Origin of the sequence: Fibrella aestuarina BUZ 2, from assembly GCF_000331105.1 — a bacterium.
In the GTDB taxonomy this organism is placed as follows: domain Bacteria; phylum Bacteroidota; class Bacteroidia; order Cytophagales; family Spirosomataceae; genus Fibrella; species Fibrella aestuarina.
This window is the reverse complement of record NC_020054.1, coordinates 1,043,698-1,064,573: the sequence shown is the minus strand read 5'-3', so window position 1 is coordinate 1,064,573 and position 20,876 is coordinate 1,043,698. Positions and strand designations below refer to the sequence as shown.

Below are 20,876 nucleotides of genomic sequence, written 5' to 3'. Positions count from 1 at the left end.
CGCTGCCCATCGTTAATTCGGTCGTAATCAACTGATTTAACCAAAAAACAATTAACTAATTACCCAGCAGCCGTACGCGAATTTCCGTATCGTCTTTTATCTCGAAAGCAGCCTGCTCAAACGAAGGCGGGCCCATCAGCATGGCAATGTTGGAGAACCCGAACGGTTCGGTAGGCATCATCCCTGCGCGGTCCATCACGTTGTTGTTGTTCAGGTCCTGATAAAGCTGGATGGCGTATTGGCCCGGCTTCAAATTTGGTATCACGATCGTCAGCGGGCCGTCGGCAGGCACCACCACCGCCGTGTCAAGGTCCGATTTGCCCATAAAGTGTTCGGGCTTTATAATCAGCCCGACGTGCATCGTCCCCATTCGCTGGCTGATGTTCGGAATAGTAATGGTGAGTTTGTAGGTGCTGTTCTGAGCCAGCAGCGGGCGATGCACAAACAGGGCGGCAATCAACAGGGCGATGGTGTACAGTAGGGTTTTCATAAACGAGCGCGGTTTGGTTTCTGACTCAAACCTATCCATCAACGGCCTGCATCACCGACAGGCAGGGGCAAACAGCACGTTTTTGGGACAAATGGCACGCCAGGACGCGTATCTTTAACCGTTCTGATAGCTTATGGACCCAGCCAACGACCTGTTTCCACCAGTTAGCCCCCGCCACGCACGGGACCGTTTTCTGATCCGCGACGATCAATGGGAGCATCGATTCCGACCCGATTTCGACCAGTTTATCATTGCCTCGATTGCCTTCGCCCGGCCCGTGATCAAGCTTCCCGTTCCGGCAGCACGCACGGGCAACCACGCTTTATTTCTGCTCACCGACGGCTCCCTCGACCTGACGGTGGGGCACCAGGCTTATACGATGCAGCCGCAACAACTGGCCGTGGTTCCGGCGATGCAGATTTTCTCGATACCGGCCATTGGCGAAACGGCGATGGGGTATATGTGTTTTGTGGGACGGGATATGCTGGCCAGTGCCACCCACAACGCCGCCTTTGATTTTCTGAAGCTAACCAGCCAACCACTCATTACGCTGACCGACGCCAAAACCGGATTCATCGACGCGCTATTCAGCCGGCTGGCCGTCGAATACTACGAAGCGGGCGCCAGCCGAACCGACCTCATTGGGCCGTACCTGCAGGCGTTACTGGCCGAGATAAACCGGGCGTATGCCGGTACGTTGCCAACACAAACCGACGCGGGCGACCGGCTAGTGCAGGGCTTTATGGACCTACTCAATGCCCATGACAACCGGCGGGTTCGGGTGAGCGATTACGCCGATCTGCTCAACGTGAGCCCTAACCACCTGAACAAAGTGGTGAAGGCACGTACCCGGCAGTCGCCCTCGGTCTGGATTGATCAACGGCGGGTGCTGGAAGCCAAAGTTCTGCTCTACCAGTCGGCCCTGACGGTGGGGCAGATTGCCGCTGAACTAGGCTTTGCTGACCAGGCCACGTTTGGCAAACTCTTCCGGCGTTACGCGCAGACCAGTCCAGGCGCATTCCGAAGAATGATTGATAGAAACCAATTTCTGCCGGGTATGGCCTAACGCCAGCGAATCCGCGGGTGCGACCTTTGCGGGCAGAAATCGTCTGTCAAATGCTGTATCAGATTGCTTTAGTGATTCACAATGCCCTGCGCTGGCTGGTGCTGTTCAGCTTGCTGGGTACGTTGGTAAGTGCTTTTTCGGGGCTGATCAACCGCCGCTTCTACACCAAAGCCGACCAAATCATCCGGGTGATGGCCACCTCCATTGCCCATACCCAACTGTTGATTGGTTTTTACCTCTACGCCATCAGCCCCATCATCCGCTACTACTGGCGCGAAAAACCCTCCTTCGCTGAGGCCGCCGCGTTTCCGTTCTTCGCCCTTATCCACATCAGCCTGATGCTCACCGCCGTAGTATTGATGACGATCGGATCGAGCAAAGCCAAACGACAAACCGACGCCCGGCAGCAGTTCAAAACTACCGCCCTGTATTTCACCATTGGCCTTGTGCTGATTCTGGCGGCGATTCCCTGGCCATTTTCACCGCTGGCGGCCCGCCCCTGGGTACGTTGGTAGCAGTTTGGCGTTTAAGGTTTAACGTTCACTCAACCATCTAACCAATTGTCTGTCAATCAATCCATCAAACATTAAACGCTAAACATCAAACCCCAAACCCCATGTTCTTTACCTCTCCCAAATTCCGTCTGCGGGTGGCCAGTTTCCTCGAAGGAACGTCGTTGCTGGTGCTGTTGCTGGTGGGCGTGCCCATGAAACACCTTTACCAGCAACCGGCTGTCGTGCAGGCGATTGGGCCCATTCACGGGTTGCTGTTTGTCTGGTATGCGCTCACCGTTATTCAGGCCAAAACCGAGTACCGCTGGCCGCTTGGCAAGACGTTGCTGGCGTTGCTCGCTTCGTTTGTGCCTGGCGGCACCTTCTACGCCGACTATGTGATTTTTCGGAAACTGCGCGAACAGACCCAGGAGCCATGAACGTGTTAGTTTTCAGAACGAATATGGTTTGCGCAGGCTGCCGCCAAACGGTTGGGCAGGCGCTGGGTACGTTCGGCAACGCCATTCGCTGGACGGTCGATCTCGACGATTGCGACCGGGTGTTGCGGGTTGAAACGACCACCATTTCGGCCGACGTGATCCGTCAGGCTGTCGGCCGTGCGGGCTTTCTCTGCGAAGAGCTGCCTTGAGGAGAAGTACCTGCGATTTTCTGTCAGGTGAGATTAGAGGGCGGGTTGGCTTTATCAAAAACCGGCTTAACCTACTCACATGGCAAACCTCAATACAACCATTAACAAAACGCACCGCTACGATGCCATTGTCATCGGCTCAGGCATGAGCGGCGGCTGGGCGGCCAAAGAATTGTGCGAAAAAGGGCTCAAAACGCTGGTGCTGGAAAAGGGCCGGATGGTGACTCACGTGGAAGACTACCCCACGGCGATGAAAGACCACTGGGAGTTTGACCACCGCGGCGCCCTCAACCACGACGACCAGAAAGCGTATCACGTGCAGACGCGCAGTGGCTTCGTAGGCGAGAGCAACAAGCACTTTTTCACCAACGACCTCAACGACCCATACATCGAAACCAAGCGGTTCGACTGGATCCGGGGCAACCACGTGGGCGGGCGTTCGCTCACCTGGGGGAAACACTGCTACCGCTGGAGCGACCTCGATTTTACGGCCAACGCCCGCGAAGGCATTTCCGTCGACTGGCCTATCCGTTACGCCGACATTGCCCCCTGGTATAGCTACGTCGAAAAGTTCGTGGGCATCAGCGGCGAGAAGCTGGGCCTCGATCACCTGCCCGACGGCGAGTTTCTGCCGCCCATTCCGCTCAACTGCCTGGAGTCGCACTTCCGGCAGGCGATGAAAACGAAGTATGGTAATCGCTACGTAACGCCGGGCCGCGTCGCTCACCTCACCGACCCGCAACCGTGGCACCTCGAACTGGGGCGTGGAAAATGCCAGAACCGGAACCGCTGCGGCCGGGGTTGCCCCTACGGCGCTTATTTCAGCAGTAACGCCGCCACGCTGCCCGCCGCCAACCTGACCAAAAACTTTACAATCCGGCCGCATTCGGTGGTGCATTCGATTATGTACGACGAAGCTACGGGCCGGGCCACGGGCGTGCGCGTGGTGGATGCCGAGTCGAAGGAGATAACTGAGTTTTTCGCCAACCTGATCTTCTGCTGCGCCTCCACAATGGCCACGACGCAGATTCTGCTCAACTCAACGTCGAAGCGGTTTCCCAACGGGATGGGCAACGACAGCGGCGAGCTGGGCCACAACATCATGGACCACCACTACCACGTGGGCGCGATGGGCAGCTACGATGGCTTCGAGGATCAGTACTACAAAGGGCGCAAACCCGCCGGGTTGTTCATTCCGAAGTATGTGAACATCGACGAGAAATCGAAGAACCCGAACTTCCTGCGGGGTTATGATTACCAGGGTGCCGGAGCAGGCCGCGGCAACTGGGGCGGGGGCGTCAATACACCCGGTGTCGGGGCCGCCTTCAAAGAGTCGCTGTTCAAGCCGGGTGGCTGGAGCATGGGGCTGATGGGCTTCGGCGAGGTGCTCCCCTACCACGACAACAAAGTGACCCTGCATCCCGACAAGAACGATCAGTGGGGCTTGCCCATGCTAGTGTTCGACGCCGAATTCAAGCAGAACGAACTGGCAATGCGCAAGCAGATCATGGCCGATGCCGCCGAGATGCTCGACGCTGCCGGTTTTAAAGACATCACCACGTTTGACTATTCGGGCGGTATTGGCGTGGGTGTTCACGAAATGGGCACGGCGCGGATGGGCCGCGACCCCAAAACGTCGGTCGTCAACGGGAACAATCAACTCCACAGCGTCCCCAACGTCTTTGTGACCGATGGCGCCTGCATGACCTCGTCATCGTGCGTGAACCCGTCGATTACGTACATGGCCCTAACAGCCCGCGCCGTTGATTTTGCCACGAAAGCCAAAAACCGCAACGACCTATGAACCGCCGTAACGCCCTCAAAACCTCGGCTCTGTTTATGGGCTACGCCGTCTCGGCCACAGCCCTGACCGAAACCTTCATAGCCTGCCAGAAAACGGTCAAGCTAGACTGGAAGCCCGTTTTTCTGTCTCCTGAACAGGCCAATACCATTGCTGAAATTACCGAGACGATTCTACCCAAGACCAGCACACCAGGCGCCAAAGAACTAGGCGTGCCGCAGTTTGTGGACAAGATGCTGCACGATCTACTGTCGGAGGAAGATCAGAAGGACTTTCTGGCGGGCCTGGAATCCTTGGACGAGCGTTGTGAATCGAAATACGGGAAATCGTTTGTCGAGTGTACGCCCGCTCAGCGCGAGGCCCTGTTGCTGGCACTCGACAAAGAAGCCGAGCCGTTTCCGCCGTCGCTTTGGGGCATAACGCTCAAACCATCCGGGCCACCCGCTTTCTTCCGCCGCCTCAAAAGCCTGACGCTACTGGGGTACTACACCAGCGAAAAGATCGGCAAGGAGGTGTTAGCCTACGACCCCGTCCCCGGTGAATACATTGCCTGCATGCCCCTTAACAGCCAAAACGCCTGGAACGAGTAAGCGCTTTCTACTTTCATCATTGCTTTTGTCATCCCGACACCAGGAGGGATCTTGAAGCATAATGGCTTGTTCGTTAGTATGCTTCAAGATCCCTCCTGGCGTCGGGATGACAAAAAAGACACCTCCACCCCATTTAAAACCTGATATGAAGAATTATGCCTTCTATGTATACATCACAACTAATCCTGCTCAGACTGTTTTGTATACGGGTATGACTAATGATCTGGTTCGACGGCTAGCGGAGCATTACGAATCACGAGGACAGGTCGACAAGTTTGCAGGCAAGTATTTTTGTTATAGGCTGGTTTATTGGGAATTTCACCAGTATGTGCGCCATGCTATCGAGCGTGAAAAAGAAATCAAAGGGTGGCGACGCGCGAAAAAGGTTGCCCTGATTGAATCGATCAACCCAACTTGGGAGCTTTTAAACGCAGCTATCCAACCGTAGTGACTCCCCTCTGTCATCCCGACGAAGGAGGGATCTTGAGGTTTACTAACGGACAGGTGTGTTTATTGCAAATCGGCTAGAAGGAAAACCGCTTATCGGATTCAGCTTGTATGTCAAGCAGCGTCAAGATCTCTCCTTCGTTAGGGTACAAATCAAAGCACCGCTTTCGGCTTTGTGGTCATGAACTCTTTGAGGTAATAGGGCTCAAACGCGATCAGGTCCTCAAATTGCCCGGCAGCATAGGCTTGGACAGCCAACGTACCCACCGTGCGCGCCGAGGGACGTACCTGCACGGCCGGGAAGATCGCGTTGGGGTGCGTCAGGACGGGGCGAGCTTTGGCCGCCCCATCGCCGAAAAAGACAACCGGCTGCTGAGCCAGCCAATTGGCAAACGATTGCTCGTCCAGAATGGTAGCCGAGGTGGGCTGAACTTCCTGCCCCTGCTGATCGTAAATGGCACAATACACCTCCATGCGGCGGGCGTCGATCATGGGGCAAAACAACGTACCTGACAAAGCGTTGCCCGGCGCATAAAACGGCCGAATCTGCTCGGTCATGGCCACGAGCGTGTTGATCCCAATCAGCGGTTTGTCGAGCGCGAAACACAGCCCTTTAGCCGTTGACACCCCGATGCGGAGCCCTGTGTAAGAACCGGGGCCTTTGGCTACGGCAATCGCCGACACATCGGCCAACGCAAACCCAGCATGAGCAACCACATCGTGCAGGAGTGTGGTCAGGCGCGACGACGCCGTGCGCTCCGTAAACAATTCGTAACAACCAAGCAACTCGCCCGTCAGGGTGTGCAGCGCGGCCGAGCAAACGGTAGTGGATGTATCGAGGGACAGAATCATACGTAACGATGCTTTCTACATGATGAATGCGCTGCCAGATCACAACGTGGAGAATCAGCAGCGCATTCATCATGTAGAAAGCATCACTTCTTTTTCAGAATTCCATTGTACCGGTTCATGTCTTTGAACAGGTCAAGGGCGGCTTTGATGTCGGGATCGGTCGCAAACGACGCTTCTTTCAGGCCCTTTTGCAGGTAATAGTGGCTGGCTATTTCCTCGTTCAGCAACGTCCGGATCTCAGCCTGGAAGGTTTTCATGTCGGCATCTTTGCTGTGCGACATTTTCGATTTCAGCGCTTTCAGCTGATCCTGAATCTGGTCGAAATACTTTTCTTTTTTGGCCGATGCCTCTAGCACACCCAGGTCTTTCTCGACCTGCGTGGTGTAGTCGTATTCTTTGTCAGACACCCATTTCACAAACTCCTGATACTCGGCGTCGGTAAGGCGGAACTCGCGGGCCGGTTTGATCGTCGGGTGCTCGCTCTTGTACTTGACGGCGTAATCAAAAATATGTCCCTTGCTGGTCAGGCTTTGGGCAATGGGCGTCGGCGTTTGGGCTTCCGTCTGGACATCGGGCGTTACTCCCCCGCCATCATACACCACCCGACCGGCGCGGGTTTTGAAGGCCGTGCGTAGCGAATCGGCAATTTTGCCCACGCTGCCGTCGGCATTGCGGTGGCTGTAGTCGATGGCCTGAATGCACCGGCCGCTCGGAATGTAGTATTTGGCCGTCGTGATCTTCATGCGCGTCCCGAACGAGAGCGGGCGGGTCGTCTGCACAAGACCTTTGCCGTAGGTACGTTGCCCAATCAGTACGCCCCGATCATAATCCTGAATCACACCCGATACGATCTCGGCCGCCGAGGCCGAGTGGTTGTTGGTGAGCACTACAATAGGCATCTCGGTATCGAGGGCGGGGGCCATTGCCGAGTACGATTTATTCCACTCGGACACTTTGCCTTTCGTCGTCACCACTTCCGAGCCTTTCGGGATAAAGACGTTCGAGATGTCGATGGCCTGATCGAGCAACCCGCCGGGGTTTTCGCGCACGTCGAGCACCAGCTTTTTCATGCCCTTGCTTTTCAGGTCCTGATAGGCGGCTTTCACTTCGCGGCCAGCAGCAGCCATGAAATCTTTCAGGTCGATGTAGCCTACTTCATCATTGAGCATGCCGTAGTAGGGCACGTTGGTCACCTTCACCACATCGCGCTGCACCTGTAGGTCGACAGGCGTTTTCTGGCCGTACCGTTTCACCGTCAGTTTCACCGCCGTGCCGGTCTGTCCCCGCAGCAACTTACCCGGATCGGCATCCTGCCGGGTCTTGATGTCGACACCGTCGATTTTCAGAATCTCGTCGCCGATCTGTAGACCCGACTTTTCGGCGGGTGTTCCTTCATACAGCATCATCACGATGTTGCGCCCCTGCCGATCACCGATCACGGCCCCGATGCCGTTATAGCGGCCGGTGGTCATGGTCATGTAATCTTCGATGTCGTCTTCCGCGTAGAAGTTGGTGTATGGATCGAGCGATTTCAGCATCGCGTCGATGCTCGTTTTCACCATCCGGTTCGGGTTTACCTCATCCACATAGTACATGTTCAGCTCTTTGAACATGGTGGCGTAGATGTCGAGGTTCCGGGCGATCTCGAAAAAGCGATCATCGCGCGTAAAGGCCGTCAGCCCACCCGCAACGAGCAGGGCCGAGGTGCCAAGTATGAGTTTTTTACGGAGCCGCATAACGTAATGAACAATGTATGATGAACAATTCACAATGGTTTACTCAATGAACGATGCGCTGCCGAAGCAGGATCATTGTGCATTGGTCATCGTACATTGTTCATCCGTTTGAGTGCCAATTTCATGCCTTTATCTATCTCGTCAAACGAAATTTTGACCTTGGCGGTATACAGAAATGTAATCGCAACGGGAGAGACAGCGGCCTTCTGCAAGATACACTTATTCAGCCGATATGCCTCGCGACAACGCCGCCGTACGAGGTTACGGTCCACCGCTTTTTTGAAGGCCCGTTTGGGCACGCTAAACAGTACCTGCGGCAATGCCTGCGGCGAAGGCTTCGGCACTACCTCAGGTACGTTGGTAGTTACCTCGTTTGCTTCGGCTGAATCTACAGCCCGTACGTCGACGGCGTCAGGTACGTTGGTGGCAGGTGCCAATCCGGGCAACACAAACATGACCCGAAACGGATGCGCATAGACCGACTGCACCGCATCGGCGCCGGTTTGGGCGCTTCGGTCAAAGAGTCGGTTGATGAGCTTTTTGCTCGTCAGGCGTTCGGTTTTGGGAAACGTATTGGGCATGAGGGGTGCAAAGCTACACTAAGCAAGTTGAATCTACCTCCGCTTATTCGTCAGGCCTAACTACGTAGTCTATGAATTTAGGCTATTTATTTACTGAATTCCAACCATCATCCGCTAATACGGTCATGTAACTACTTACACGTTACCAGCACAGATCTGACCTTTCGCCACGTCGGTACTCCCCTTAATAAAATCTGTTTTATCCTTCTTTGCTTTTTCCTTTTCGATACACTCTTGCTTAACCTCCTGCTCCTATGTACGGGTATGTTGAAGCCGCGCAGACGGGTGAGAAATTGATTGGCGCAGCCAGTGCGCAGCGGTTCTTTTACTGATTATTAACCATCAAACTAACTCAACGATGAAAATACGTTGCTTCTTACTGGCCTGCCTGCTGGGCTTGATTCATGCAGCACACGCCCAAACCGAAAAAGGCACCTGGGCGCTGGGCCTGAACGCGGCAACGGGTATCTGGCCAAACGACCCGAACACGATATCATCGTCTACGACCCGTTCCAGCTTTCGCCTGACGCCATCGGCTGGTTTCTTTCCCAAAAAGAACGTGTTCATCGGCCTCGGTGTACCCGTCGAGTTTGGCACAACCCAGTACAGATTTTTGGGCCAGTCAGGTGAGCCGCCCCAGTTTACCAGTTCATCGGTCGGTTTGTCACTGATCGCCCGGCGTTATTTCTCAGAAGGACGTCTCAAGCCCTTCGTTCACCTAGAAGGCAGTTATAGCTGGAACGCTATCACCTCGACGCGAGACCTGCAAGTAGCGGGGTTAGTCGGGCGAACCCCGGCTACCATCCGGGCCAACGCTGGAGTAGGCGTTAGCTATTTTGTGGGCAATCGGCTCAGCGTTGACGCGACGGCTACACTGGGCGTTGACGACGTACAGGACGCCTTTCGCAGTAGCAAGCTGGCTCCCTTCAATCGATTTTTATTACTTGGCATTGGTGTCAACTGGTATCTGTCTCCCCGCTCAAAATGAGAATGAGTAGGTATTCAGGACTACCAGTCATTAAAAAAGCCGCTCTGATCATCAGAGCGGCTTTTTTAATGACTGGTAAAAGTCGGGCCTTACAGTTTAAACCGGTTGCCTTTCTTTTCGTCTGAAACGGTCAGCTTCCAGCGACCTTTCGCCCGGCGACGCGCCAGCACGTTCTGCCCGTTGGGCGTTGCCATCCGCTCCCGGAAGCCGTGTTTGTTGCGGCGTTTGCGGTTCGACGGTTGATACGTTCTTTTCATTGTATAGCTGCGACTAAAATGCCTGTTTCTGAATTGAGTCCGCAAAAGTAACAGAACGAATCCAGATCACCAAATGACTATCAAGAGTTTGGTATTTAGCCTATGCGGTTTACTGTTGATTGTGCCAAATGAATGGTAAACATCAAACGGCAAACGCCAAACTCTTAAGCTATTCTCAACGATCCGGTTAATTTTGTGGCCGATACGTTCAGCATCCGCTTCTCTTCAGTTCTATTCCATGTTTAAACGAACCAAGATTGTTGCCACGGTTGGCCCGGCCTCAGAAACCAAAGATCAACTGTTGGCCCTTGCCCGTGCGGGCGTAAATGTGTTCCGGCTCAATTTTTCGCACGGCACGCATGAAGACCACCTCATGCGCCTGAATCGCATCCGCGAGATCAACGAAGAGAATAACCTGAACCTCTGCGTTCTGCAAGATTTACAAGGTCCCAAGATTCGGATTGGCGCCGTTGAAGACCCTAAGAATGGTGTCCCCATTCTACCAGGCAACAAATTGGTCTTTACCAATGAAGAAGTAGTGGGTACGTCGGGACGGGTGAGTACACCCTACAAAGGGATGTACCGCGATGTGCGCCCCGGCGAGCGGATCCTGCTCGACGACGGCAAGCTGGAAGTAAAAGTGATTGGCGTGGAAGGCACCGACGTGGTAACGGAGGTCGTCTACGGCGGCCCCCTGAAGTCGAAGAAAGGGGTAAACCTGCCCAACACGAAAGTGTCGATGCCGTCGGTAACCGAGAAAGACTGGGCCGACCTCGACTTTGGCCTTGAGCATGACGTGGAGTGGATCGCCCTCTCGTTTGTGCGAGAAGCGCGGGAAATTCACGAAATCAAAGAGTACATCAAGTCGAAGGGCAAATTGGCCCGCGTGGTGGCCAAGATCGAAAAGCCAGAAGCCATCACCAACATCGACGAAATCATCGAAGCGACCGACGCCATCATGGTAGCCCGTGGCGACCTCGGCGTTGAACTGCCCGCCGAAGAAGTACCGATGATCCAGAAGATGCTGGTCGAGAAGTGCAACCGGGCCGCCAAGCCCGTGATCGTGGCGACGCAGATGCTCGAAAGCATGATCGACGCCCCCCGCCCGACCCGCGCCGAAATCAACGACGTGGCCAACTCGGTTATGGACGGTGCCGATGCGGTGATGCTATCGGCCGAAACGGCATCGGGTAGCTACCCCATTCTGGCCGTCGAGAACATGAGCGCGACGATCCGCAACGTCGAAGCCAACTCGGATAAGATTTATTACAAGCACCACGCGCAGGTGAACGACCACCCCAGCGAGAGCGTGCTGAACGATAACGTGGTGATGAGCGCCTGCCGCCTCGCCCGCGATACCAAAGCCAAAGCGATCATCGGCATCACCACGTCGGGCTACACGGCCGTGCGGTTGAGCCACCACCGGCCCAAAGCGAGCATTTTCGTATTCTCGCCCGATGCCCGGCTGCGCAACGTGCTGGGTCTTTACTGGGGCGTACAGGTCATTCCGTATAACCCCGAAACGAATCAGAACGTCGATCAGACTGTCGAGGCGATCAAGCAAACCCTGGTTGACCGGGGCGAACTAAGTTCTGGCGACATCTTCATTAATACGCTCAGCATGCCGCTCTCGAAGCAGCGCCGCACCAACACGGTGAAGCTGAGCGTGGTGGAGTAAAGAATGAATACTGTAGGATGTATAATGGCCCAGGCGGCAGACTGCTGACGCAGCAATTCATTATACATCCTACAGTATTCATTATTCATTCACTTCCCTTGATCGCTTCGTAGTCGCTTTTGAGGCGACCGACTTCGCGGGTCAGGAAGGTTTGTAGTTGCCGGTTAAAGTTGTCCTGCTCGGCGGCGGGCAGGCTAGCATACAGATCCTTCAACTCCTGATTGATGGCTGCGCGCTCTTCGGCAGAAGCGGCGTTGATAGACCGAACGTGGTAGGTCCTGAAATCGTAGGTCGTCATAGCCGATGAACGACGGACCTCCGTTGGGAGTTCGCAAGCGGGCGCCTGAGCCATCAACCTGATAAGATTCGGAGGCCTCGTTAAACCTTTCGGGTAAATCGGCGTCTTATTACTGTTTTACAATAGCATTAAGCCAATACCGGATTGGCTCGGTAGGGGTCAGTTACTTACTTTTGCGGGGTCGCTGTGAACCCGTGTTTTGTCTAACCAATTGCCCATTTCTTCGTTACAATGAAAAAAGCACTCAGCTTCCTTCTTGCCACCGCCGGTCTGGCTACGGCATCGTTTACGGCTCAGGCGCAGGATAACATTCCTGATGACATGAAGGCCCTGATGACAAAATACACGTGTATCGCCTGCCACCGTGTCGATACCAAACTCGTTGGCCCGGCCTACAAAGACGTGGCTAAACGCAACTACACCAATGATCAGATCGTTGAGCTGATCTACAATCCAAAACCAAGCAACTGGCCGGGCTACATCGCAATGGCCCCCATGAAGCAGGTGCCGAAGGAAGACGCGCTGAAACTCGCCACCTGGATCAACACGCTCGACGGCAAACCCGCTAAAGCTGGTGCCAAAAAAGGCGCGACCAAGGGCAAGAAAGCCTAGGCTGATAATGAATGATGTATAATGAATAATGGGGGCTGACACGAAAGTAAGACGCGTCAGCCCCCATTATTCATTATACATCATTCATTATCAATCAATCACCCCTCCGATCGCTGCCGGACTACCTCGTAGAGCACGACGCCCGTGGCGACGGATACGTTGAGGGAGCCGACTTCGCCGAGCAGCGGAATTTTGACGTGACCGTCGACGACGCGCAGGATGTCGGGCGAGATACCGTCTTCTTCGGAGCCCATCACGATCGCAAGCGGGCCTTTAAAATCATTCGATAAGGTGTAAAGATCGCGGTGCGATTTCTCGGTACAAGCCAGCACCTGCACACCTGACTTCTGCAAGTACGATACCGTATCGACCAGGCTAAACTCCCGGCAGACCGAAATGTGGTTTAGGGCGCCCGACGACGTTTTCATGGCGTCGGAGTTGATGGCCGCTGAGCCTTTGCCCGGAATCACGATACACTGCACCCCGGCACACTCGGCTGTGCGGGCAATGGCGCCGAAATTGCGCACGTCGGTGATCCGGTCGAGCAGCAGCAGGAACGGCACCTCGCCGCGCTCGTGCACGTCGGCCATCACATTCGAGAGCTTCACGTATTGCACCGCCGCCACCAGACAGACCACACCCTGGTGGTTTTTCCGCGTCAGGCGATCGAGCTTCTCCACCGGCACCCGCTGGATCGTCACCCGATTCTGGAACGCCAGATTCTGAATGTCGGCGTTGCTCAGGCTTTTCTCCATGTAGAGCTTATCGATCTGCTGACCCGAACGCAACGTTTCGATCACCGACTGAATGCCGTAGACCATCTCGTCGGGGCCGGGCTCCGGGCGGGTTTCTTTGGGGCGGTAGGCAGGCCGGGGTTTATCATACCCACCCGACGGCCGGTTATCGCGCCGATCGTCGCGGTCATTTCGGGGGCGGCTGGGTACGTCGTTCCGGTCGCGATCGTCGCGCCGGGGGTAATCCCGAGTCTCTCGCCCGCCGCCAGACCGGCCTACGGGCGATTGGCGACGCGGTTCTTCATCCCGTTGCTCTGGCGCATCGCCCCGCTCATCACGAGTAAAATCACGCGGCCGATTTTCATCACCGCGATCGTGTTCATTGGGGTTCCACTCGGTATTGGGGCGATTTACTCGCGGATTGCGCCGGTTCTCCATGCTTCGACGACGGGGTACCAAATGGGCTGGTATTCGACATAGCGCACCAGCTCGTAATGGTCCTCGACAAATTGATTTTGTTTACGATTAAATGTAAAATTCACTTCCGACAGGTTGCTGCGCTTGTTGTACACCCACACCTCACGGTCGCGGCTGCGCTGCACGCGGTCGGGCGCCCCGAGGATGATGTAGATCATGCCCTTGTCGGTTTTCCAACCTTCTTTATAGGTTGTAAACAGGGCGTTGGCCTCTTCGACCCGGCCATAATACGCCCGAATCGCCCGCTTCGCCACCTCTTCATTACCCGAGGTCAGCGTTAGCCAATACCGGTCGAGCGCTTTTTTGGCTTCTTTCGACGCATTCAGTTCGGCAATCTCCGTACCCGTACTCATGTAAAGCAAGGGCTTCACGAGGCGTTCGGGGCGGGTCATTTTGGGGTAACGACCATCGCCCACCAGCAGACCGATACCGCTCTGATCGGCCGTATCGGCCACAAAGTAATACAACCCTTCGCCGGGAAGCCGGACGGGTTCGTTGGTCGTGATGGTCAGTGTAGTGTCGATAGCCAGGGTGCGGGGCGCGGGCCGTTGCGATGAACTCATTGGTGGCAGGGCCGGGTCAAACTCGTGTTTGTAGCGGTAGGCAAACAACGTACGTTTGGTGCCCGATACGTCGCGGATCACCACGGTGTCCTGCGCTCGCGCAAAGTTACGCAATTGTGGTAGCCGACCCGCCGCATCGAAAAGCGCATATTGGTCGGACAGGCGGGTTGTCTTGAAACGGAGCGGCAGGTCGTTCAGCGCTTTTTTGCCCGTATTCTTCTCCGAAATTTCGGTCAGCATAATCGCATTTCCTGCGTTTTTAGGCCGTGGAATCGTGAACGACACCACCAGATGATCGTTGTCGCGGGTAAGCGTTTCGGGCGTAAGGGCCACGTTGCCGTAGGCCAGTCGCTCGCGATTGTTGTAATCGGGGTAGATCACAAAATTGACCATAAACCGCTCCTGAAACGTAGCCACGGGCATGGGTTGCCCATTGGGCTGGCTCGTAATCACGTTCAGGTACACGCGCAGGGCCGTGGTATCGATGGCCAGAAATTTGCCCTTGATTGCCAGCACCGACCACTCACTCTGGGGCTGATCGGGCGTGACGGGCGCGGCGCCCACGTCGGTTGATGGAATGGAGCGGGGTTGAACCCGGCCAGCCGGCCGCATTCGGTCGCCTTCCGGGTCAGCCGAGCGGGGGCGGCTTTGAGCCGACGACGTACCCACCGGCGCCGAACCAGTTGCGGCGGTGCCATCAGGCGTAGGAAATTTGGGCTTTGAGGGCGCACAGGCGGCCAGCAGGCCAAGCAGCGGAACGATGTATAAGCGACGCATATGCGAAAAGATCAAGTCAATCTACCTACTTCCAACGAAAAACCATAGCCGTTTCGTTTGGTTCTATGCGTCAACAAATCGTCTGACGAAGGGCGTAGCGGGGCTATCACGCAGCACGTTAGGTTCGCCAAGCTGCACAATCCGGCCCGCATCCATCAGCGCAACGCGATCGGCCAGGGCAAAAGCCTCCCGTACGTCGTGCGTGACCAGCACAATTGTTTTGCGTTGCAGGGCGTCCAGCTCCCGAAATTCCCGGCGAATATCGGCCCGTGTGAGCGGATCGAGCGCCCCGAAGGGTTCATCCATCAGGATAATGGGCGGGTCGGCCGCCAGCGCACGAGCCAGCCCCACGCGTTGGCGCTGCCCGCCGCTGAGCTGATCGGGAAAGCGGGTCAGCAGGCTTTCGGGCAAATGTAGCATCGTCAACAGTTCGTGGGTACGTTGGGCGATGCGGTCGGGGGGCCAGTCAAGCAAACGCGGCACCAGCGCGATGTTGTCGGCCACGGTATAGTGCGGAAACAGCCCCGCCTCCTGAATCACGTAGCCGATGCCGCGCCGCAACTCGTGGGGCGATTGCTGCCGTACGTCGGTGCCGTTGATGGCGATCGTGCCTTCGTCGGCGTCGATCAGGCGGTTCATCATTTTCAGCGTGGTAGTTTTCCCGCTCCCCGACGTACCCAGCAAGACCAGCGTTTCGCCGGCCGCAATCGTTAACGACACCGAATCAACGACCGGCTGCTGATGGTAGCGCTTGGTTACCTGTGACAAAACAATGGCGGGTGTAGCCATGACGAATAGTGATGCTATAGACGAAAATAAATGGTGGACCGTAAATAGGCTACGTTGTGCCGGGTGTAGCTTGCCCGCGTGATTAATGAACTACCAGTAAACAACGTACGCGAATCAAGCCATGAACAACCCAGAAAGAGGCCCGCTAAGCGATGCGTTGGCCACCGCCTTCGTTGATCGCTCCCCGTTTGGCAGCCTCCCTATTCCTCAACCCGGTTTGCCGGCCAGCATTCCGCCACGAGTTGCTATTCAGTACCGGTATTATGATTATCTGCTTGGCGAACGCCTTGGCGAGGCGGTGCTGACGAACACCTACGCCATTACCGTCCATCAGGTAAAGAAGTTGATCGCCGTTTTGTTCTACGACGGCCTTTATTTCGACGCGGGCCGTTGCGGGTTACCGTGTCTGGCGCTGGCGTATCCGCACGAAGCTGACCGCGACTGGCACGAATTGGTGCGGATCACCCCCACGTATGAGGCGGGCACGGTGCCGCTGGATATCGCTGATTTTCTGTCGAATGCGCTGAAACAGCATCGACCGCAGCCCTTCGCCAGCCGCCTTGGTACCGAACAGCCCGTTCATTAGTTACCTGGGCCAGGTACGTTGTTACCCCGTTCAACCGACGCTCCGGGACGCTTACTAAAATGGCCGGCACATATGAGCAGATACATGGTACTTTGCTCATCAATCACCGACCAGATACGTTCATGAATCGGCTCTATACCCTACTGGCCTCAACCAGACAACGGTTGGCCCCCATCCTTCAGCCCGCGCTTACCTTCGCTCGCAAACAGGCCGATAACCGCGTGTATTGGCTGGTGGGTGCGCTGATCATCGCCAGTTTTCTGGTTTTTGCCGAAAATCAGTTGGGCGAGCAGAACATGAACGCGCTGGGTGGCCAATATGCGAGCAAGGGACCCAACCCAACCGAGTTGCTCCAACAATGGCGCCACACGCCCGACCTGAACGGGCAATGGCAGCTGGCGCTGCTGGAAATGCTGCTTGACATGTTCCTGTTCATTCCGGCCTACGTGGGTACGTTGCTGACCTGGTGCGGCTATTATACCGAACACTCGCTGTTTGTCACCAACCCACGCCGCCCCCGCCTGACCCGGCTGATGCGCGCGCTGGGGCAGGCCGTTATGCTAGGCACACTCGTTGGGGCCGCCGCCGATGTGTTCGAGAATCTGGTACTGATTGGCTGGCTCTTCGACTGGCCGGTCGGCTGGGTAGGCAGCGGACTGCTCAGCGCGATTCGCATGGTCAAAATGGCTCCGATTGCCCTGGCGTTGTGGTACATTCTGCTGCATCCGCTGGGCATTTTGCTTTCGTTTCGTGAAGCGTTCTTCCGCCTTTTTGGCCTGTACCACTACGATCAGGAACCCATTCGGCTGGGGTTGCTGCACCATATTGATCAACATCGCCAGAACGAAGCGGCGGTAAATCAGCAGCTTCGGGCGCTGGAGCACCCGCAGCCAACGCTGCCGCCACTTACCTTCCGGCGGTATTTCCGGACGATCTGGCGCGGGTTTCTCAACGTGCAGTTTATCGTATATCTGCTGCTGTTGCTGTTTGGCCTGCTTCAGCTCGATCAGTTCGACGAGCTGTTTTATTCGCTCATCAACAACGATGGCAAATCGCGTTTTTGGGTGTTGCTCTTTTCGCTAGTGTCGCTTGGACTGCTAGGTGGCATGGTTTACGTCAGCAGTAAGCTGCTCCTGTTCGTCCAGCCCAATTATTTCGGGCAGTTCAAGCCCGATCAGCCCGCCGATTCAGCCGCAAAACTGCTGGCGCTTCAGCCCGAGTTGCGGTTGCTGCGAAACGTGCCGCTCTGGCTCGCCCATGCTCCGTTTGTAATCATGGCGCTGACGCTCATCCTGAACTACGGACGGCTGAATGCACTCATGGGCGAGCAAACGGCCAACGCGGGCCTGGCCTACATCACGCTGCTGATGGCGGTCATCGCCAGTGGGCTGGTCTTTTACTGGATTCTCCGCCCCTATCACCGGTCGCTCGATGCGCAGCACATCGCCCTGTTCGAACCCTTGAATCCGTCGCATGATTACGCGCTGCTGGTCGATCTGGCGCCGCGCAGCATTCTGTTCGGGCAAGGGCTGCTGGTCGCCACGCTGATGGTCTTTCTGCCGACGGTAACGGGCTTACCCGCCGCGCAGACCATTGGCCTCTACGCGGTGGTCTGTTTGTGGCTAGCGGCGGTGGCGTATCTGGGCACGCTCATTTATCAGTTCAACAACCTGCCCGATTTCCCGCTCATCGTGATTCTGGTCATGTTGGTGCTGCTGTTCTCGCGCTACAACGACAACAGCGACATCCGGCTCAGCATCCCCTCTGGCCCAAACACGGCCCTTACGGCCCCCTGCAACGTATCTGCCGCGCAAACACCCAGCCTCGACTCATCGCTGGCGCTGCAACGACCCGATGTGGCGGCCTACTACAGGCAATGGCTGGAGACCCGCCTTCAAGGCGATACCACCAGTCCGCTTCCCGTCATTGTGGTGGCCACGGCCGGGGGCGGCATTCGCGCGGCGGCCTGGACGACCGAAGCTCTGAGCGCCCTCAACGACTCCATTGCCTGCTTCGACCGCCATCTGTTTGCCATCAGCGGCGTATCGGGCGGAGGTGTGGGGGCGGCTACCTACGTGGCTACGCTGGCCGGCCATCGTGACTCGCTCACTTGCCAGCCCCGCCATGATGCGGCCAGCCTGAAAAACCCGGTGCAGCGCGTGATCACCGAAGACCTGATTTCACCGACGGCCGCCGCCATGCTCTTCCGTGGAGGCGTGCATAATCTCATGCCGGTTGTGGTGCCCGCCCTCGACCGCAACCGCTGGCTCGAAGATGCGTGGGAGCGCGGTATGCTATCTGACAGCGTCCGCCTCGATTCAACCACGCACCAGGTGCTTCCGCAGTCCTTCCTACGGCTGTGGCCATCTACCGCCGAACTAAAGGGAAACCCGCTGGCGCTCCCGGCCCTGCTCCTTAACGGGGCAGCTGCCGAAACCGGGCAAAAAGTAATCATGACCAACCTCAATCTGGGCAACACGGCCGATTCGCTCAATCCCTTCTACGACGTGGCCGACCTGTTTGCCAGCATCCGCAGCGACGTGCCCTATAAAACCGCGACGTTTCTCTGCGCCCGGTTTCCGTTCGTGACCAGCGGCGGCAAGGCAACCGGTCCGCTGCCCAATATTACGGGGGCCAACTGCCAGCAAACCAGCTACCACGTCATCGACGGCGGCTATGCCGAGAACACGGGTATCCTGACGGCCGTGCAGCTTATCAAGAGCCTGCAACGGATCAGCGACACCATCCGAATCGGCCCGACTCGCCGCGCCGTTGCCCGTCAGGTACGTTACTTTCTCATCTTCCTGCCCAACTACGCCGCGGCGGATACGCCGGGTACGTTGAGCACGTTACGTTTCCTGGCCGAACCCGTCAAAGGGTTCCTAAACACCTGGAACCGTAACAGCGTAGGCCTCGATCAGCTTATCGCCAACACCCTCTCGAAAGATCTTAGTTTTTCTTACACCAGCCTGACGCTCGACACCCGCCGCCACCATTACCCACTGGGTTGGTACATCTCGAAACCCGCCGTCGAGAAGATGAGCGAGCAAGTACGGGGCGACATCCATGCCGGTTTAAACGAAACGAAGGCGAGTGTTCTGTGCCAGATAAAGACCCTGCTGACCTCGTCGTTCTGCACTGATTCTTTACCGCCTAAACGGCTTAAAACTATCCCGCAAACATTAGGAGCCGGGCTTGGAAAACCCATCAAAAAGTCGTAATTTTAATCAGTTAAACAACTTCCCAAACATGGCAAAATCTGATTTGGCCACGGCCACAGCAAGTGCTAATGACAATAAGCTGAAAGCCCTCCAAACCACCATTGAAAAGTTAGACAAAGCGTTCGGCAAGGGTACGGTTATGCGCCTGAGCGAAAGCAAAGTCGTCGACATTCCCGTGATCTCAACCGGTTCGCTGGGCCTCGATCTGGCCCTTGGTATTGGTGGCGTTCCGCGGGGTCGGGTGGTTGAAATCTACGGTCCCGAATCATCTGGTAAAACCACGCTCACGATGCACTGCATCGCTGAAGCCCAAAAAGCAGGCGGCCTGGCTGCCTTTATCGACGCCGAACACGCCTTCGACCGGACTTACGCCGAGAAGCTGGGCATCGATACCAATAACCTGTTGATCGCTCAGCCCGACAACGGCGAGCAGGCCCTCGAGATCACCGAACACCTGATCAGTTCAGGCGCCATCGACATCATCGTCATCGACTCCGTTGCCGCCCTCGTGCCCAAAGCCGAGATCGAAGGCGAGATGGGTGAAAGCAAGATGGGTCTGCAAGCCCGTCTGATGTCGCAGGCACTACGGAAACTGACCGGCGTGATTAACAAAACGCAGTGCTGCTGCATTTTCATTAACCAGTTGCGTGAGAAAATCGGCGTGATGTTCGGTAACCCCGAAACCACAACCGGTGGTAACGCCTTGAAATTCTACGCCTCGGTTCGCCTCGACATCCGCCGGATTGGGCAGATCAAAGAAGGCGCCGACAACATCATCGGTAACCGCGCCAAGGTAAAAGTGGTGAAGAACAAACTGGCGGCTCCCTTTAAAGTCGTCGAGTTCGACATCATGTATGGTCAGGGTATCTCGAAGGTGGGCGAAATCCTCGACCTCGCCGTTGAGATGGAGATCATCAAGAAGTCGGGTTCGTGGTTCTCATACGGGGCCAGCCGCCTTGCACAGGGCCGCGACGCCGTGAAGGACCTTATCCTCGATAACCCTGAGTTGATGGCCGAACTAGAAGCCAAAATCCGGGCGAAGATCAACGAAGATGCCAACGCCCTCCTCGATCCCATTGGCGGTACCGAAGATGACGACGAAGGCGCTATCGAAGACTAAAGTAGTCAAACCTACAAGGTCTCGGAGACCTTGTAGGTTTTTGCAATAAAAAAGCCGCTCCATTTGCTGGAGC

22 protein-coding genes are annotated in these 20,876 nt (G+C 56.1%); 13 read left to right on the top strand and 9 right to left on the bottom strand.

The genetic code is table 11. From position 1 onward, the window contains the following. Window positions 1–55: 55 nt before the first annotated feature. On the bottom strand, window positions 56–490 hold the full coding sequence (locus FAES_RS04225) for a DUF2141 domain-containing protein (RefSeq protein ID WP_041257546.1): 435 nt from the start codon (window positions 488–490) through the stop codon (window positions 56–58). A 133-nt stretch (window positions 491–623) separates the two neighbouring features. On the opposite strand from FAES_RS04225, the gene FAES_RS04220 reads away from it, so the two are divergent. The 7 genes from FAES_RS04220 (at window position 624) to FAES_RS04190 (ending at window position 5,535) form a co-directional block, all read left to right on the top strand. Then, entirely contained in the window at window positions 624–1,556 is a 933-nt protein-coding gene (locus FAES_RS04220; protein WP_015329957.1) for a helix-turn-helix domain-containing protein, read from the top strand. A 50-nt stretch (window positions 1,557–1,606) separates the two neighbouring features. Continuing rightward, on the top strand, window positions 1,607–2,071 hold the full coding sequence (locus FAES_RS04215) for a hypothetical protein (protein ID WP_015329956.1): 465 nt from the start codon (window positions 1,607–1,609) through the stop codon (window positions 2,069–2,071). Between the two features lie 101 nt (window positions 2,072–2,172). Next, on the top strand, window positions 2,173–2,487 hold the full coding sequence (locus FAES_RS04210) for a DUF3817 domain-containing protein (RefSeq protein WP_015329955.1): 315 nt from the start codon (window positions 2,173–2,175) through the stop codon (window positions 2,485–2,487). Further along, complete coding sequence (locus FAES_RS04205) at window positions 2,484–2,696, top strand: heavy-metal-associated domain-containing protein (protein WP_015329954.1); 213 nt, start codon at window positions 2,484–2,486, stop codon at window positions 2,694–2,696. Before FAES_RS04210 ends, FAES_RS04205 begins: the two co-directional genes overlap by 4 nt. A 79-nt stretch (window positions 2,697–2,775) precedes the next feature. Continuing rightward, the gene (locus FAES_RS04200; RefSeq protein WP_015329953.1) at window positions 2,776–4,500 is read left to right on the top strand and encodes a GMC oxidoreductase; all 1,725 of its coding nucleotides are present in this window, start codon (window positions 2,776–2,778) and stop codon (window positions 4,498–4,500) included. After that, window positions 4,497–5,087, top strand: a complete 591-nt coding sequence (locus FAES_RS04195) for a gluconate 2-dehydrogenase subunit 3 family protein (RefSeq protein ID WP_015329952.1) — start codon at window positions 4,497–4,499, stop codon at window positions 5,085–5,087. The genes FAES_RS04200 and FAES_RS04195 overlap by 4 nt, the downstream gene beginning before the upstream one ends. A 145-nt stretch (window positions 5,088–5,232) precedes the next feature. Further along, window positions 5,233–5,535 (top strand): GIY-YIG nuclease family protein, encoded by a 303-nt coding sequence (locus tag FAES_RS04190; RefSeq protein ID WP_041257545.1) that lies wholly within the window; start codon window positions 5,233–5,235, stop codon window positions 5,533–5,535. A 152-nt stretch (window positions 5,536–5,687) separates the two neighbouring features. Here the strand turns inward: FAES_RS04190 and tsaB are convergent, their stop codons facing one another. From tsaB to FAES_RS04175, 3 genes are all read right to left on the bottom strand, one after another. Next, on the bottom strand, window positions 5,688–6,386 hold the full coding sequence (gene tsaB, locus FAES_RS04185) for a tRNA (adenosine(37)-N6)-threonylcarbamoyltransferase complex dimerization subunit type 1 TsaB (protein ID WP_015329951.1): 699 nt from the start codon (window positions 6,384–6,386) through the stop codon (window positions 5,688–5,690). Between the two features lie 83 nt (window positions 6,387–6,469). Continuing rightward, complete coding sequence (locus FAES_RS04180) at window positions 6,470–8,122, bottom strand: S41 family peptidase (protein ID WP_015329950.1); 1,653 nt, start codon at window positions 8,120–8,122, stop codon at window positions 6,470–6,472. Window positions 8,123–8,208: 86 nt separating this feature from the next. Beyond that, the gene (locus FAES_RS04175; protein WP_015329949.1) at window positions 8,209–8,703 is read right to left on the bottom strand and encodes a ribonuclease P protein component; all 495 of its coding nucleotides are present in this window, start codon (window positions 8,701–8,703) and stop codon (window positions 8,209–8,211) included. 358 nt (window positions 8,704–9,061) lie between these two features. On the opposite strand from FAES_RS04175, the gene FAES_RS04170 reads away from it, so the two are divergent. Further along, the gene (locus FAES_RS04170) at window positions 9,062–9,691 is read left to right on the top strand and encodes a hypothetical protein (protein ID WP_015329948.1); all 630 of its coding nucleotides are present in this window, start codon (window positions 9,062–9,064) and stop codon (window positions 9,689–9,691) included. Between the two features lie 89 nt (window positions 9,692–9,780). Here the strand turns inward: FAES_RS04170 and rpmH are convergent, their stop codons facing one another. Next, window positions 9,781–9,948: a 50S ribosomal protein L34 gene (gene rpmH / locus FAES_RS04165; protein ID WP_041257544.1), complete on the bottom strand. Its 168-nt coding sequence runs from the start codon at window positions 9,946–9,948 to the stop codon at window positions 9,781–9,783. Between the two features lie 238 nt (window positions 9,949–10,186). On the opposite strand from rpmH, the gene pyk reads away from it, so the two are divergent. Beyond that, window positions 10,187–11,626, top strand: a complete 1,440-nt coding sequence (gene pyk / locus FAES_RS04160) for a pyruvate kinase (RefSeq protein WP_015329946.1) — start codon at window positions 10,187–10,189, stop codon at window positions 11,624–11,626. A gap of 85 nt (window positions 11,627–11,711) precedes the next feature. Here pyk and FAES_RS04155 read toward each other — a convergent pair whose 3' ends face one another. After that, window positions 11,712–11,924 (bottom strand): hypothetical protein, encoded by a 213-nt coding sequence (locus FAES_RS04155; RefSeq protein WP_041257543.1) that lies wholly within the window; start codon window positions 11,922–11,924, stop codon window positions 11,712–11,714. Window positions 11,925–12,155: 231 nt separating this feature from the next. Between FAES_RS04155 and FAES_RS04150 the strand changes: the two genes are divergently transcribed. After that, window positions 12,156–12,536 carry a c-type cytochrome gene (locus tag FAES_RS04150; RefSeq protein ID WP_015329944.1) on the top strand — a complete coding sequence of 127 codons (381 nt, stop codon included), beginning with the start codon at window positions 12,156–12,158 and terminating at the stop codon, window positions 12,534–12,536. Between the two features lie 98 nt (window positions 12,537–12,634). Here FAES_RS04150 and rlmB read toward each other — a convergent pair whose 3' ends face one another. The 3 genes from rlmB to FAES_RS04135 all read right to left on the bottom strand — a co-directional run bounded on the left by rlmB (window position 12,635) and on the right by FAES_RS04135 (window position 15,876). Beyond that, window positions 12,635–13,357 carry a 23S rRNA (guanosine(2251)-2'-O)-methyltransferase RlmB gene (gene rlmB, locus FAES_RS04145; RefSeq protein ID WP_051054363.1) on the bottom strand — a complete coding sequence of 241 codons (723 nt, stop codon included), beginning with the start codon at window positions 13,355–13,357 and terminating at the stop codon, window positions 12,635–12,637. 323 nt (window positions 13,358–13,680) lie between these two features. Beyond that, window positions 13,681–15,087, bottom strand: coding sequence for a GWxTD domain-containing protein (locus FAES_RS04140; protein WP_015329942.1), 1,407 nt, complete (start codon window positions 15,085–15,087; stop codon window positions 13,681–13,683). A 63-nt stretch (window positions 15,088–15,150) separates the two neighbouring features. Further along, the gene (locus FAES_RS04135) at window positions 15,151–15,876 is read right to left on the bottom strand and encodes an ABC transporter ATP-binding protein (RefSeq protein ID WP_015329941.1); all 726 of its coding nucleotides are present in this window, start codon (window positions 15,874–15,876) and stop codon (window positions 15,151–15,153) included. Window positions 15,877–15,997: 121 nt separating this feature from the next. Between FAES_RS04135 and FAES_RS04130 the strand changes: the two genes are divergently transcribed. The 3 genes from FAES_RS04130 to recA all read left to right on the top strand — a co-directional run bounded on the left by FAES_RS04130 (window position 15,998) and on the right by recA (window position 20,803). Then, window positions 15,998–16,462 carry a hypothetical protein gene (locus tag FAES_RS04130; protein ID WP_015329940.1) on the top strand — a complete coding sequence of 155 codons (465 nt, stop codon included), beginning with the start codon at window positions 15,998–16,000 and terminating at the stop codon, window positions 16,460–16,462. A gap of 122 nt (window positions 16,463–16,584) precedes the next feature. After that, a complete protein-coding gene (locus FAES_RS04125; RefSeq protein WP_148289289.1) occupies window positions 16,585–19,683 on the top strand; it encodes a hypothetical protein in 3,099 nt (1,032 codons plus the stop codon). A gap of 28 nt (window positions 19,684–19,711) precedes the next feature. After that, window positions 19,712–20,803 (top strand): recombinase RecA, encoded by a 1,092-nt coding sequence (gene recA, locus FAES_RS04120; RefSeq protein ID WP_015329938.1) that lies wholly within the window; start codon window positions 19,712–19,714, stop codon window positions 20,801–20,803. Window positions 20,804–20,876 lie beyond the last annotated feature (73 nt).